This window comes from Roseovarius sp. CAU 1744 (assembly GCF_039839345.1).
Taxonomy (GTDB): domain Bacteria; phylum Pseudomonadota; class Alphaproteobacteria; order Rhodobacterales; family Rhodobacteraceae; genus Roseovarius.
The window spans coordinates 157,975-170,932 of sequence record NZ_JBDOQV010000012.1; the positions used below are offsets into that span (position 1 = coordinate 157,975).

The following is a 12,958-nucleotide window of genomic DNA, read 5'->3' on the forward strand; positions in this document are numbered from 1 at the left end:
CGGGTTTCCTTGTGCGGGTAAAGCTGGCGCGCAGCGTATTCGATTGCAGAGCGGGGTCAAGGCCGGGGAGGTCACGCCCCCGACGGCGGACCCAGCTTGACGACAGGGACAGAAAGGGGCAACCAGCATCCGGTGAATATCGAAAGCGGCCCATGTCGAAACCTTTCCTGATCCTTCAACTGCGCCCTGAAACCGAAGCGGCGGATGATGAATATGCCGCGATCCTGCGCAAGGGCGGGCTGACGGCGGACCAGACCCTGCGCGTCCGGCTGGATCAAACGGCGCTGCCCGATGACCTGAGGCTTGATGATTTCGCTGGCGTCATCGTCGGCGGCGGGCCCGGCTGCGTCAGCGATCCCCCCGAACAGAAAAGCGAGGTCGAGGCGCGGATCGAAACCGCGATCCTGTCATTGATGCCCGAGATCACCGGGCGCGATTTTCCGTTCCTGGGGTGCTGCTATGGCATCGGCATCCTGGGCAAACATCTTGACGGCGATGTCAGCAAGGCTGCGTATTCCGAACCGGTTGGCACGTCGGATTGCCAGGTAACCGCCGATGGCAGGAACGACCCGCTGCTTCGGGGTGTTCCGGACCGTTTCCAGGCGTTCGTCGGCCACAAGGAAGCGATGCAATCCCTGCCCCAAGAATGCACGCATCTGGTCAGTTCTTCCGCCTGTCCCTACCAGATGGTCCGGTATGGGCGGAATGTCTATGCAACGCAGTTCCATCCCGAAGCGGACGGTGACGGTTTCAGAACCCGCATCCTGATCTACAAACATCGCGGCTATTTTCCGCCCGATGCGGCCGAGGAGCTGATCGAGATGTGCGCCACCGCCGATGTATTCGCGCCGGAGATCGTCCTTCGAAACTTCGTCGCGCGCTACGGCTCGTAACCGGTCCACCGGTCAGGCGCGCGGAAAGATGGCTCCTTGCGCGCTCAATGGGGTATCGGTTCCGCCGCCATCAGCCCCGAGACCCATTCGACCTGCCGCGGCAGGCATATCGACTGCAGGTCAAACCGATTGCGCGCCAATGCGCGGGCGGCCCGCCCCAGGCGCTTGCGGGCGGCGGCGTCTTCGAGCAATGCGGTGATTTCGTCCACCAGCGCATCGCGGTCGAAGAAATCCACCAGCCTGCCGGTTTCGTCATTGGTGATGACCTCGCGCACGGGGGCGGTGTCGCTGGCCACGATCGCTGCCTCACAGCTCATCGCCTCCAGCAGGCTCCAGCTCAGCACGAAAGGATAGGTCAGGTAGACATGCACACGGCTGACCTGCAGCAGCTGCAGGAACTGGTCATAGGGGATGCGGCCCAGGAATTTCACCCGCGCCCAATCGGCATCGGAAATCTTCCCGCGCACCTCGTCGATAAAGATCTGTTTCCACGTCTTGTCCTCTTTCGGTCGCGCGCCATAGCTTACCTCGTCGCCGCCGACGATCAGAACCTGCGCCGCCGGCCGTTCCCGCAGCAGCCGTGGCAGGGCCCGCATGAAGACATGATAACCGCGGTAGGGTTCCAGGTTGCGATTGACGAAAGTGATCACCTCGTCGGACGCGGTGACGTCACAGATCCCGTCAATTGCCAGCCGCGCGTTCGGGTCGGGGACCGCGCGGCTCGTGTCTATCCCGTCATGACTGATCGTGATCTTGTCGCGAAATTCCTCCGGGAACGTATCGGCCTGAAACCGCGTTGGGCTGATACCGGCCTCGGCATGCGGGAAATGCAGATGGTTGTTCAGGTTCTTCAGCCGCATCCGCAGCACCTCGGTGGCCGGATCGGCCTGGTCGAACTCGGGATCGAAATTCAGGTGCGGATATTCCGCGTGATGATAAAGCTCGCAATACAGCCCCATCCGCGCCCCCGGCCAGACATCGCGCAGGAACATCGCCTCGCCCCAACCGGGATGCGCCAGGATCAGATCAGGCAGGAACCCGGCGTCTTTCAGCTTTATCGCCGCGCGATAACAGGCCTCGGCCCGCGTGACCTTGCTGTCCAGGTCCAGAATCCACGGATGCACGTTCTGACCGGATCGTTCCGGCAGCTTGTAGGGCAGAACCCGCACGCCATTCCATGTGACCGCCTCGTCCACGCGCAGCGTCAATGCCACGCAGTGATGCCCCTTGGACGCCAGCAAAGGCGCGAGATGTTTGTATTGTCCCGGAAAATTCTGGTGGATGAAAAGGATTTTCAACTATGGTGCCGCCTGTTTGCCCCTCATCCGCTTATAGGCGGGCTGTTGGCGCCTGCAAAGGCCGGTTTTTGCCCTTTAATCGCTGGACCCTGCGCGCCCATGCGCCTATCACGCTCTGGACCGATCAGATGACCAGAGGATCCGACGCCGATGTCGCGCTATTCCGCCGCCGAAATCGAAGCCAAGTGGCAACAGGCCTGGGACGAGGCCGGGATTTTCCGGGCCACCCACACGGATGACAAACCGAAATACTACGTGCTCGAGATGTTCCCCTACCCCTCGGGCCGCATCCATATGGGCCATGTGCGCAACTACACGATGGGCGACGTGATCGCGCGTTACAAGCTGGCCACGGGGCATAACGTGCTGCACCCGATGGGCTGGGACGCGTTCGGGATGCCTGCGGAGAACGCGGCAATGGCCATCGGCGGCCACCCCAAGGACTGGACCTATCAGAACATCGACGACATGCGCGCGCAGATGAAGCCGCTGGGATTGTCGATTGACTGGAGCCGCGAATTCGCCACCTGCGACCCGGAATATTACGGCCAGCAACAGGCGCTGTTCCTCGACATGCTGGACAAGGGGCTGGTCTACCGCAAGAACGCCGTGGTCAACTGGGACCCGGTCGACATGACGGTGCTGGCCAATGAACAGGTGATCGACGGCAAGGGCTGGCGCTCGGGCGCCGAGGTGGAACGCCGCGAGCTGACGCAGTGGTTCTTCAAGATCAGCGATTTCTCCGAGGAATTGCTCGAGGCGCTGGACGGCCTTGATAACTGGCCCGCCAAGGTGCGGCTGATGCAGGAAAACTGGATCGGCAAGTCGCGCGGCATCGAAATCCCGTTCCACCGCACCGATGGCGGCGAGCCGGTACTGTGCTACTCGACCCGCCCCGACACGATGCGCGGCGCCAGCTTCATCGCGATCTCGCCCGAACATCCGCTGTCGCGCGAACTGGCCGAGCACAATGCCGAACTCGCCGCCTTCATCGCCGAAACCCGCAAGATGGACACCACCGAGGCCGCGATGGAAAAGGCCGAGAAGAAGGGGATCGACACCGGCATCACCGTGCGCCACCCGATTTACCCGGATATCGACCTGCCGGTCTGGGTCGGCAATTTCGTCCTGATGGATTACGGCACCGGCGCTGTCTTTGGCTGCCCGGCACATGACCAGCGCGACCTGGATTTCGCCCGGAAATACGGCCTTGATGTGCGCAACGCCTTCTACATGCCCGGTGACGAGACCGAGGTTGAAAACGAGGCGCTGGTCCCTGCAAAATCCGAGAAGGTTGTCTATATCGACCATTTCGCAGGGATCGCCGACGTCACCAGCCAGGAAGGTATCGACGCCACGATTGACTGGTTCGAAGCCAAGGATCTGGGCAAAGGTCAGGTCAAGTATCGCCTGCGCGACTGGGGGCTGAGCCGCCAGCGCTATTGGGGCTGTCCGATCCCTGTGGTGCATTGCGAGGCCTGCGGCGTGGTGCCCGAGAACAAGGAAAACCTGCCCGTCCAACTGCCCGATGACGTCAGCTTTGACATCCCCGGCAACCCGCTGGACAGGCACCCGACATGGCGGGACTGCGCCTGCCCGAAATGCGGCAAACCGGCGAAGCGCGAGACCGACACGATGGACACGTTCGTGGACAGTTCGTGGTATTTCGCGCGCTTCACCGCGCCCCGCGCCGAGACGCCGACCGACATGGCCGAGGCCAAATACTGGATGAATGTCGACCAGTATATCGGCGGCATCGAACACGCGATTCTGCACCTGCTCTACAGCCGGTTCTTTGCCCGCGCGATGCATATCACCGGCCACTTGCCCTCGACAGCCATCGAGCCTTTCGATGCGCTCTTCACCCAAGGGATGGTCACGCACGAGATCTACCAGACCCGCGATGCCAGGGGCCGGCCGGTCTATCACCTGCCCGAGGATGTGACAGACGGGAAGCTGGCAGATGGCACTGAGGTGGAAATCATCCCCTCGGCCAAGATGTCGAAATCCAAGAAGAACGTGGTTGATCCGGTCAACATCATCGGTTCTTACGGGGCCGATACCGCGCGATGGTTTGTCCTTTCCGACAGCCCGCCGGAACGCGACGTGGAATGGACGGCCAGCGGGGCCGAGGCGGCGTTCAAGCACCTTTCCCGCGTCTGGAACCTTAGCGACCGGGTCAGCGCGATGGAGGCGGATGCCACGGGCGACGGCGATGACGACCTGCTGCGCGAGATGCACAAGACCATCCGCGACGTGACGCTTGGCGTGGAAAGCTTCGGCTTCAACGCGGCGATTGCAAGGCTCTACGCCTTCACCAACACCCTGTCCAAATCCAAGGCCGGTCACGCGGCGCAGAAACAGGCGATCATGGTGCTGGCGCAGCTGATGTCGCCAATGACCCCGCATTTGTCCGAGGATATCTGGGCGCAGCAGGGCGGCGAGGGGCTGGTGGTGAACGCACCCTGGCCGCAGGCGGACGAGGCGATGCTGGTGGATCAGGCGATCATCCTGCCGATCCAGATCAACGGCAAGCGCCGGGCTGAAATCAGCGTGCCGCCGGACATGGCCAAAGACGAGGTTGAAAAAACCGCGCTCGCCACCGATGCTGTGCAAAAGGCGCTGGACGGGGCCCAGCCCAAGAAAGTCATCGTTGTTCCCGGTCGGATCGTGAATGTGGTCATCTGACAAATCCCGGCACCGCGCGGGCCGCGCATGAAGCTTTCGACCCGCGACGCGCCCGGCTATTTTGCCCGGCCTGAGCCGGGCCGCACCGGGCTGTTGATCTATGGTCAGGACGCGATGCGTATCGCGCTCAGGCGGCAGGAGGTGATCGCCGCGCTGATCGGCCCCGCAGGCGAGGATGAAATGCGGCTGACCCGCATTCCGGCGGCGGATCTGCGCAAGGATCCGGCCATGCTGCTGGACGCGATCAAGGCGCAGGGGTTCTTTCCCGGGCCCCGCGTGGTCTTTGTCGAAGAGGCCACCGACGCGATGACGCCACCGATCACCGATGCCCTGTCAGAATGGGCCGAAGGCGACGCGCAGGTGATCGTGACCGCCGGAGCGCTCAAGGCGTCATCGAAACTGCGCAAGCTCTTCGAGGGACATGAAAACGCTTATGCCACTGGGATTTACGACGATCCGCCGTCACGACAGGAGATCGAGGCGACGCTGAACAAGGCGGGCCTGACCGGCGTGGGCACGGACGCAATGACTGACCTGACGGCATTGGCGCGCGATCTGGATCCGGGTGATTTCCGCCAGACGATGGAGAAACTGGCGCTGTACAAGCTGGGGGACGACGCGCCGGTGACTTCCGAGGACATTGGCGCCTGCGCGCCGACCTCGACCGAGGCCGATCTGGACGACGTGCTGAATATCGTGGCCGAGGCGCGATCAGGCGAAATCGGCCCGGTGATGAAAAAACTGAAGGCGCAGGGCGTTCAGCCGGTGAGCCTCTGTATCGGGGCCACGCGGCATTTCCGGGCGCTCTATACGGCGGCGTCAGATCCGGGCGGTGCGGCGCAGGGGATCGCGCGGATGCGGCCGCCTATTTTCGGGCGGCGCCGTGACCGGATGCTGCGGCAGGCGCAGAAATGGGGCGCGCCGCGGCTGGAACAGGCGCTGAGCCTGTTGACGGATACGGATCTGCAACTGCGCTCTGCCGGTCAGAGCGCCCCCACGATGGCCCTGGTCGAGCGAACGCTGATCCGGCTGGCGATGTTGGCAGCGCGGTAATGCGCGCCTGGCCGGTCGCGCGTGGGGCGCGCGGCTAGCTGTCCCCGCCGGCATCGGCGAACATTGCCATCACCTCGGCCTCTGTCTTCCCCTTCAGCTCGCCGGCAAAGGCATACCCCCGGGGCCTGAGATCGGTGAAGATCTCCTCGGTCACCTCGACGCCCGAGGCATCATCAAGCGTGCCCATGCCGATATGGTACGTGCCGTGATGCGGCCCCGGCGCGGTGACCCGGTAATACAGGCTGCTGCCGCAGGTGCTGCAAAACGCCCGCTCGGCCCAATCGGAAGAGGTGAAGACCGACAGGTTTTCCGCGCCCTCGATCTTGAGCGCGTCGGCCGGAACCCGAATGCCGATATAGACCCCGCCGGACCATTTCCGGCACATGCTGCAATGACAGGCGCCGGCCTCGGCGATCTCGGAGATTGCGGTGTATCTTACGGCGCCACACAGGCACGATCCGGTTTTTGGCATGCGTTTTCCCTCCGGGCATGGCGTTGTTACCGACACTATCCAATTTCTGGCACAGAAGTGCGACAGGAATTGTCAGCAGATGCGATTGGGGGCGGAGGGCGGGCGCCTCCGGCGGGAGTATTTTGGGAACCATGAAGGCAGTCAGGGGTAATCCGCGGCGGCCCGGCCCGCCCAGCGACCGGTGGCGAGGCAGGCGGTCAGCAGATAGCCGCCGGTGGGCGCCTCCCAATCCAGCATTTCGCCGGCGGCGAAGGTACCGGGCCGGGCGCGCAGCATCAGGCGCGCGTCCAGCGCGTCGAAGCGCAGCCCGCCAGCGGTCGAGATCGCCTCGTCCAGCGGACGAATGGCGGTGTGCTGGATGGGCAGCGCCTTGAGCGTTTGTGCCCAGTCCCTGCGCGGCAGCGCCCGGCCCTGGGCATATTCCAGGAAGAGGGCGCATTTGGCCGGTGACAACCGCAGCGCGTTCTTCAGCCAGCGGGACAGGCGCAGGGTTTCGGGCTTGGCAGACAGTTGCGCGGCCAGCCTGGCCAGAGGAACATCGGGCGCGAGGTCCACGGTCAGGGCGCCTCCGGCCCGCATTGCCGGCGTCAGGGTATAAAGCCCGCCGCCTTCGAGCCCGCGTTCCGTGATGACAGCTTCCCCGCGCGAGCTCAGCGTCCCGGCGGACCAGCGCACCGCCTTGAGCGCGGTACCGAAATGAGGACGCATATGCGGGCTCCAGTTCACCGACAGGGCGGCATTTGCGGGCTGGAACGGGGTGAGGGCCGATGCGGGAACATGCGCGGCCCAGGCACCGTCAGAACCCAGCCTGGCCCAGCTTGCGCCGCCACAGGCCAGAACCGTGACGGCGGGTGCCAGGAGCTGCGCGCCACCGGGCGTATCAAAGATTACGCCATCCGCGTCCCATCCCTGCCAGTGCCAGCGGGTTCTGATCTCAACGCCAAGGTCTGACAGCCGCGCCAGCCATGCCCGCAGCAGGGGTGAGGCTTTCATGACGGTGGGAAAAACGCGTCCGGTGGAGCCCGTGAACAGGCTCTGTTCCAGCCCGGTTGCCCAGTTCTTTACCTGTTCCGGCCCGAATGCGCGCAACATTGGATCCAGCACAGTGGCGTCCCGGCCATAGGCGGCAAGGAACCGGTCGAAGGGTTCATCGCGGGTCAGGTTCAGGCCTGATTTTCCGGCCATCAGCAGTTTTCGCGCCACCGAGGGTTTGGCCTCGGCCACCCGCACGCGGTGGCCTGCACGGGCCAGCTCCTCGGCCGCCATCAGACCGGCGGGGCCTGCACCGATGACAAGCGCGTCCATCATGAGCCGGGCGGCAGACCCTTGTGATGCACGACACGCTGCGGGAAGGGAATTTCGATGTCGTGCTCTTTCAGCGCGTTCCAGATGGCAAACAGTACCTGCGGTGTGAACCGGTTTTTGCCGTCGTCGATGCCATTGACCCAGAATTCCACCGCGAATTCTACGCCGCTATCGGCGAAGGCGCGCAGTTCGCAATCGGGTTTGTCGGGTTCCTGCAGCACGAAATCCAGCTTGGAGACCGCCTTTTCGATGATGTCGGGCACCCGATTGATATCGGTGTTGTAGCTGACGGAAAACGGCGCCTCGTAGCGGTTGGCGCTGCCCTGATCGGAATAATTGACCACCCGCGTGGTGATGAAATCCTCGTTCGGGACCACGATCCAGCGGCCATCGAAGGTTTCAAGGATCATCGCGCGGGCGGTGGTCTTGACGATGGTGCCGGCCTCACCATTGTCCAGCTCGACATAGTCGCCCACCGTCGCCTGCCCTTCGAGCAGGAGGATCACGCCGGAAATGAAATTGGCCGCGATCTTTTGCAGACCGAACCCCAACCCCACGCCGATCGCGCCACCCAATACCGCAAGCGAGGTGAGCGAGATACCGAGGATGTTCATCAGGATCAGGAAGGCGGCGCCAAAGATGGCGATTTCCGCTGCCTTCACGGCAAGTTGCCGCGTGGCCGGGCGCATTTCCTTCTGCTGTTCGATAAAGCTGGCCGATTGGTCATTGGACCAGCGCCCCAGCCAGAAGATCACCCCGCCGGTGACAACCGCCTTGATCAGCCACAGCACGCTGAAGGACATGTTGCCGAGGGGCACGACCGTGCCCTCCAGCCAGGTCGTAAGCGCGCCCAGCAGGCCGACGGCGTAAATGGCGGCCACCGGGACCAGGATATATTTGCCCACGGCCTTGAGGAACGGATCCTGTATGATGCGATGTACAAGGATGCGCACCGCCAGAAACAGGAAGACGCGCTTGCCGAAGGCGATCACCTCGCCGGAACCAAAGACGGAACGGGTGATGTTTTCACCCATGCCGGTAAAGCCATAGGCAAGCAACGGCAGCAGGAGCGGGACAAGCAGCAGCAGAAAGCGGCGCGCGCGGGCGATGGCGTGATCCTGCCCCTCGGGCGGGGTCAGCAATTGGCGCAGGACCGGCTTGAGCTTGCGCGAGACTACCAGGGCGACCAGATAGGCCACGACCAGCAAGGCGAATTGCGACCAGGCGGCAGGCGACAGGAGCCACTCTCGCGCAAGATCCCAACCCTGAAGCGCATAATCATGGGCCTGCCGGATAATCTCGGGCTGGGTTTCCCAATCCATCACGCACCTCTTGCCATTTTTCCCGATACACTCAAACTCATGCCCCGCGAAGCCAAAAGGATCAAGCCATACCGACCAAGACACCCATATGCCCCCTGTGCGGCCGGCCCGTTCCCGCTGATGCAAGCCAGAGCCTGCACCATCTGATCCCCAAGCTGAAAGGCGGCAAGGGCGGGCCGGTCGTGTTGCTGCACCAGATCTGTCATAATGAAATCCATGCGACCTTGACCGAGGCGGAACTGGCGCGGGATTATGCGACGATTGACGCATTGCGGGCCCATCCGCGGTTGGAGAAATTCATCAACTGGGTGCGCAAACGGCCGCCCGGGTTTCATTCCAAGACACCGGGGCGGCGGCGAAAAAGGTAAGTTCCGGGCTGGATCAGAGACTTGTAAGGAGGAGATATGCAGATCAGGCGACGAGGGTTTCTGGCCGGGATGGCGACCCTGCCGATGCTGCAATCCGCCGGGGTGGCGCAGGCCGGTGAAGGTGTCGCGCTCAGCGCTGCCGAGACGCTCTTGCAGATCGCACCGCCGGATTACCCGCGGACACAGGTTTGGGCCTATAACGGCGCGGTACCCGGCACGCCGCTGCGGTATCGCCAGGGCGGGACGTTGAATGTGCGCCTGGTTAATCGGTTGGAGCAGGGAACGACGGTGCACTGGCACGGGCTGCGGCTGCCTAACGCGATGGATGGCGTGCCGGGCATGACCCAGCCCCTTGTCGCGCCGGGCGCGGCGTTCGAATATCGCTTCAGACTTGGGGACGCAGGCACATACTGGTATCACCCCCACGCCAATTCGCTGGAGCAGGTGTCGCGCGGGTTGGCCGGGGTACTGGTTGTGGATGAGGCCGATCCGCCCGATGTGGATGGCGATGCGACGCTGGTGTTGGATGACTGGCGGATGACCCAAGAGGCGGTGATAGACCCGTCCTTTGACAATCGTCATGACATGTCCCACGCGGGCAGATTGGGAAATTACATCACTGTCAACGGGTTGCCGGAACTGACCGGCAGTTTGCAGCGCGGTACGCGGCACCGGTTGCGGCTGGTGAATACGGCGACAGCGCGGGTGTTCCGGCTGCGTTTCGATGGATTGCGGGCGTGGGTCGTGGCGCTGGACGGGATGCCGCTGGTTGCTCCTCAGGAAAGTGTCGAGATCGTGATTGCACCGGCGCAGCGGGTCGATCTGCTGGTGGATGTGACCGCCGAGGCCGGGGGCGAGGCACTGATCGCATCGGTCGAGCGCGAAGCCGCCTATGCAATGGCCATCTATGACGTGGCCGGCCCCGGCGGCGCCTTTCGTGACGGGCCCAGGCCCCTGCCGCCCAATGACATGCCCGCGATTGACCTTACCGCGGCGCGCCGTGTGCCGCTGGTAATGGAGGGCGGTGCGATGCGGGGATTGCCCGGGGGGGCCAGCTGGGAAGGCACCCGCATGGATATGCGCCAACTGGCCGAACTGGGCCAGTTCTGGGCATTTAACGGGGTTGCCGGGATGCCCACAGAGCCCATGATTCAGGCCGCGCTGGGGGAAAGCATCCGCGTGCCCATCAGCAACCGGACTGCCTTTCACCATGCGATGCACTTGCACGGCACCCATTTCCGCGAGGTGCTGGCCGAAGGCGGCCTGGGACCGTGGCGCGATACGCTATTGATCGACCCGGGCACGACCCGCGAGGTTGCCTTTGTCGCGGAAAACCCCGGTGACTGGATGTTTCATTGTCACATGCCGGCACATCAGATGTCGGGTATGATGAACTGGATCCGCGTGACATAAGGGTGTCGTCCGACCATCTTGGTCAACATTCAGGTGGGATAGGGTCTGATTTCATTGCTGGCATCACCCGCAAGCCGCCGGGCAAGACCCGCGACACCGATCCCGGCATAACCGGAATTCGCGGTCGCAACCAGCCCGTCGACACATTGGATTTCAAGCGTGGTATAGGGACGTTTCCAGAGCCACGCGCGGTTTTCGACGGCGTCAAGCTCGGGATTGGGCGGCGTGTCCTGGGTGAAGGCCCAGAAATGCAGGACAAACCCCAGATCCTTCACCGGCTGAACCGACAAGTGCCGCATGCCGAGTTTTTTGAACGGCTCCGGCAGAATCTCATCTGCGGTGCTGCGCAGCGTGATCTGGCCGATACGGGCGCCTCCACCCAAAGGCAGGCTCCGATCACCCGCCGATGTGGGGCGGTTGGCTTGGAAATCATGCTGCAGCAGCTCGATCTGGAACCCCTCGGGGTCGCTGAGATGGCACATGTATCCGATATCGCGGAACTGGTGCGGCTGGCTGACCACGACCCCCGCAGCGGTTAGCTGCGCATGGGCGATATCCACATTGGGCAAGGTGATGCCAATTTTCCAGTAGCGATCCGTGGCGGCATGTCGGTACCCGGAACCGCCGGGCCGCAGCAGGATATCCGCATCGATGCCATCATATCCAACCCGCCATCCTTCCGCATCCCGGCGGGCCCTCATCCCCAGGAAAGATACATAGAAATCGGCAAGTTCCGCTGGATCAGAGACTGATAGCAGAACTGCCGACAGGCGCGGCATCAGCGGCAGAGCCCCTTGATTCCGGCCACATGCTCCGGTGTCGCGGCCAAGGTGTCGGCCGCCAGATAACGCGCCGTCTGCAGCAGTGCATCGGGCGCGACGACCCGGTCGAAAAGGCCCCAGCCAAGTGCTTCCTCGGACGAGATCTTTTGCCCGGCCATCAGGATCATCCGCGCGCGGGAGGGTCCGACGAGGCGGGTCAGGCGCGCCGGGTCGGACGGCTGCGGCAGAAACCCCAGACGCATCACCGGATAGAACGCCTTGGCCTCGGGCACCGCGATCCGCAGGTCGCAGGCCAGGACCATGCCCATCGCGCCGCCGGCCACGGTGCCGTTCAGCGCGGCGATCGACAGGCCCGGAAGGGCCGCGATGGCCGTCGACAGCCGCTCCCATACCGGCGAGGTCGGCAGACCTGTCTTGGCCGCTTCGAGATCCATCCCGGCGCTGAAGGCGCGGCCCCGACCCGTCAGGATCAGCACGCGGGCCTGCTGCGCCGCCTCGGCGATTTCGGCCAGCCGGACCAGCATGTCTTCGGTCAGCGAATTGGCCTTTTCAGGGCGATTCAGGGTCGCGATCCACAGCCCGCCGTCTTTTTCCAGCTCGATCATGCCAGCCCTATGCGTTTGCGGATGTTTTCGTCGCGCAGCGAAATCTCCTGGCCGATAAACTCATCTGCGTCCGGGTCACACATCCACAACAGCGCCCTGGCCGGCCATTCGGGCGGGATATGGTCGGACCAGTCCAGCTGCGCCACGGGGTTGACGCCGCTGGCCTTGATTTCGCGCTGCATCTGCGTGGCAACGGTGCCGGGTGACAGGCCCATCGCGCGAATGCCCTGCGCGCGCCCTTCCTTGTCGGCACACATGGTAAGCATCGCCGCCCCGGCCTTGGAAGAGCAGTAATGGCTCCACCCCTCCAGCGCGCTGTGCGCGGCGCCCGAGCTGATGGTGATGATGGTGCCACCGCCCGCGGCCTGCATCAGGGGCATCGCCGCGCGCATCCCGTAAAAAATCCCCTTGAGATTGATGTCGATGACATGGCCCCAGGCATCCGGATCTGCCTGAGAAAGATGCGAGACCGGTTCGATCACCCCGGCATTGCCGATCAGCACATCGAGGCTGCCGAACCTGTCGGCAGCGGTGTGCACGGCCTTTTCAAGTTCCGCGTATCGGCTGACGTCACAGGGAAGGGCGATGGCCTGATCACCGATTTCGGCCGCCAGCGCATTGATGGCATCGCTGCCCCGCGCCAACAAAGCCACATTCGCGCCGGCACCCGCAAATTCGCGGGCCGCGGCCGCGCCAATGCCACGACTTGCCCCGGTGATCACCACGGTCTTGCCTTGTAACTTCATATTCTCGCCCTTT

The 12,958-nt window shown here is 63.6% G+C and carries 12 protein-coding genes; 5 read left to right on the top strand and 7 right to left on the bottom strand.

Annotation, left to right across the window (positions count from 1 at the left end; all coding sequences use genetic code 11):
* The first annotated feature begins 152 nt into the window (after positions 1 to 152).
* Positions 153 to 893 carry a glutamine amidotransferase gene (locus AAFO92_RS21450; protein WP_347538789.1) on the top strand — a complete coding sequence of 247 codons (741 nt, stop codon included), beginning with the start codon at positions 153 to 155 and terminating at the stop codon, positions 891 to 893.
* Positions 894 to 937: 44 nt separating this feature from the next.
* On the opposite strand, the gene AAFO92_RS21455 is transcribed toward AAFO92_RS21450, so the two are convergent.
* Positions 938 to 2,191, bottom strand: a complete 1,254-nt coding sequence (locus AAFO92_RS21455; RefSeq protein ID WP_347538791.1) for a glycosyltransferase — start codon at positions 2,189 to 2,191, stop codon at positions 938 to 940.
* A 150-nt stretch (positions 2,192 to 2,341) separates the two neighbouring features.
* On the opposite strand from AAFO92_RS21455, the gene leuS reads away from it, so the two are divergent.
* Both leuS and holA read left to right on the top strand, forming a co-directional pair.
* On the top strand, positions 2,342 to 4,879 hold the full coding sequence (gene leuS / locus AAFO92_RS21460; RefSeq protein ID WP_347538793.1) for a leucine--tRNA ligase: 2,538 nt from the start codon (positions 2,342 to 2,344) through the stop codon (positions 4,877 to 4,879).
* Between the two features lie 27 nt (positions 4,880 to 4,906).
* Positions 4,907 to 5,932 carry a DNA polymerase III subunit delta gene (holA, locus tag AAFO92_RS21465; RefSeq protein ID WP_347538795.1) on the top strand — a complete coding sequence of 342 codons (1,026 nt, stop codon included), beginning with the start codon at positions 4,907 to 4,909 and terminating at the stop codon, positions 5,930 to 5,932.
* A 34-nt stretch (positions 5,933 to 5,966) separates the two neighbouring features.
* Here holA and AAFO92_RS21470 read toward each other — a convergent pair whose 3' ends face one another.
* From AAFO92_RS21470 to AAFO92_RS21480, 3 genes are all read right to left on the bottom strand, one after another.
* Positions 5,967 to 6,404: a GFA family protein gene (locus AAFO92_RS21470; protein ID WP_347538797.1), complete on the bottom strand. Its 438-nt coding sequence runs from the start codon at positions 6,402 to 6,404 to the stop codon at positions 5,967 to 5,969.
* Between the two features lie 141 nt (positions 6,405 to 6,545).
* On the bottom strand, positions 6,546 to 7,712 hold the full coding sequence (locus tag AAFO92_RS21475; protein WP_347538799.1) for a TIGR03862 family flavoprotein: 1,167 nt from the start codon (positions 7,710 to 7,712) through the stop codon (positions 6,546 to 6,548).
* On the bottom strand, positions 7,709 to 9,031 hold the full coding sequence (locus AAFO92_RS21480; protein WP_347538801.1) for a mechanosensitive ion channel domain-containing protein: 1,323 nt from the start codon (positions 9,029 to 9,031) through the stop codon (positions 7,709 to 7,711). The genes AAFO92_RS21475 and AAFO92_RS21480 overlap by 4 nt, the downstream gene beginning before the upstream one ends.
* A gap of 68 nt (positions 9,032 to 9,099) precedes the next feature.
* On the opposite strand from AAFO92_RS21480, the gene AAFO92_RS21485 reads away from it, so the two are divergent.
* Together AAFO92_RS21485 and AAFO92_RS21490 are read left to right on the top strand one after the other, a co-directional pair.
* The gene (locus AAFO92_RS21485) at positions 9,100 to 9,399 is read left to right on the top strand and encodes an HNH endonuclease (RefSeq protein WP_347538851.1); all 300 of its coding nucleotides are present in this window, start codon (positions 9,100 to 9,102) and stop codon (positions 9,397 to 9,399) included.
* A gap of 36 nt (positions 9,400 to 9,435) precedes the next feature.
* Entirely contained in the window at positions 9,436 to 10,812 is a 1,377-nt protein-coding gene (locus tag AAFO92_RS21490; protein ID WP_347538803.1) for a multicopper oxidase family protein, read from the top strand.
* A gap of 29 nt (positions 10,813 to 10,841) precedes the next feature.
* Here the strand turns inward: AAFO92_RS21490 and AAFO92_RS21495 are convergent, their stop codons facing one another.
* Genes AAFO92_RS21495 through AAFO92_RS21505 form a run of 3 tightly spaced genes read right to left on the bottom strand, consistent with a single transcriptional unit; the run spans position 10,842 to position 12,945 of the window.
* Positions 10,842 to 11,591: a VOC family protein gene (locus AAFO92_RS21495; protein WP_347538805.1), complete on the bottom strand. Its 750-nt coding sequence runs from the start codon at positions 11,589 to 11,591 to the stop codon at positions 10,842 to 10,844.
* Positions 11,591 to 12,199: an enoyl-CoA hydratase/isomerase family protein gene (locus tag AAFO92_RS21500; protein WP_347538807.1), complete on the bottom strand. Its 609-nt coding sequence runs from the start codon at positions 12,197 to 12,199 to the stop codon at positions 11,591 to 11,593. Before AAFO92_RS21500 ends, AAFO92_RS21495 begins: the two co-directional genes overlap by 1 nt.
* Positions 12,196 to 12,945, bottom strand: a complete 750-nt coding sequence (locus AAFO92_RS21505; RefSeq protein ID WP_347538808.1) for an SDR family oxidoreductase — start codon at positions 12,943 to 12,945, stop codon at positions 12,196 to 12,198. Before AAFO92_RS21505 ends, AAFO92_RS21500 begins: the two co-directional genes overlap by 4 nt.
* Positions 12,946 to 12,958: the final 13 nt, after the last annotated feature.

What these genes read in the sequence shown, in the direction of transcription:
- AAFO92_RS21450 (WP_347538789.1), top strand. Translation starts at nt 153, where the DNA reads ATGTCGAAACCTTTCCTGATCCTTCAACTGCGCCCTGAAACCGAAGCG.
- leuS (WP_347538793.1), top strand. Translation starts at nt 2,342, where the DNA reads ATGTCGCGCTATTCCGCCGCCGAAATCGAAGCCAAGTGGCAACAGGCC.
- holA (WP_347538795.1), top strand. Translation starts at nt 4,907, where the DNA reads ATGAAGCTTTCGACCCGCGACGCGCCCGGCTATTTTGCCCGGCCTGAG.
- AAFO92_RS21470 (WP_347538797.1), bottom strand. Translation starts at nt 6,404, where the DNA reads ATGCCAAAAACCGGATCGTGCCTGTGTGGCGCCGTAAGATACACCGCA.
- AAFO92_RS21475 (WP_347538799.1), bottom strand. Translation starts at nt 7,712, where the DNA reads ATGATGGACGCGCTTGTCATCGGTGCAGGCCCCGCCGGTCTGATGGCG.
- AAFO92_RS21480 (WP_347538801.1), bottom strand. Translation starts at nt 9,031, where the DNA reads ATGGATTGGGAAACCCAGCCCGAGATTATCCGGCAGGCCCATGATTAT.
- AAFO92_RS21490 (WP_347538803.1), top strand. Translation starts at nt 9,436, where the DNA reads ATGCAGATCAGGCGACGAGGGTTTCTGGCCGGGATGGCGACCCTGCCG.
- AAFO92_RS21495 (WP_347538805.1), bottom strand. Translation starts at nt 11,591, where the DNA reads ATGCCGCGCCTGTCGGCAGTTCTGCTATCAGTCTCTGATCCAGCGGAA.
- AAFO92_RS21500 (WP_347538807.1), bottom strand. Translation starts at nt 12,199, where the DNA reads ATGATCGAGCTGGAAAAAGACGGCGGGCTGTGGATCGCGACCCTGAAT.
- AAFO92_RS21505 (WP_347538808.1), bottom strand. Translation starts at nt 12,945, where the DNA reads ATGAAGTTACAAGGCAAGACCGTGGTGATCACCGGGGCAAGTCGTGGC.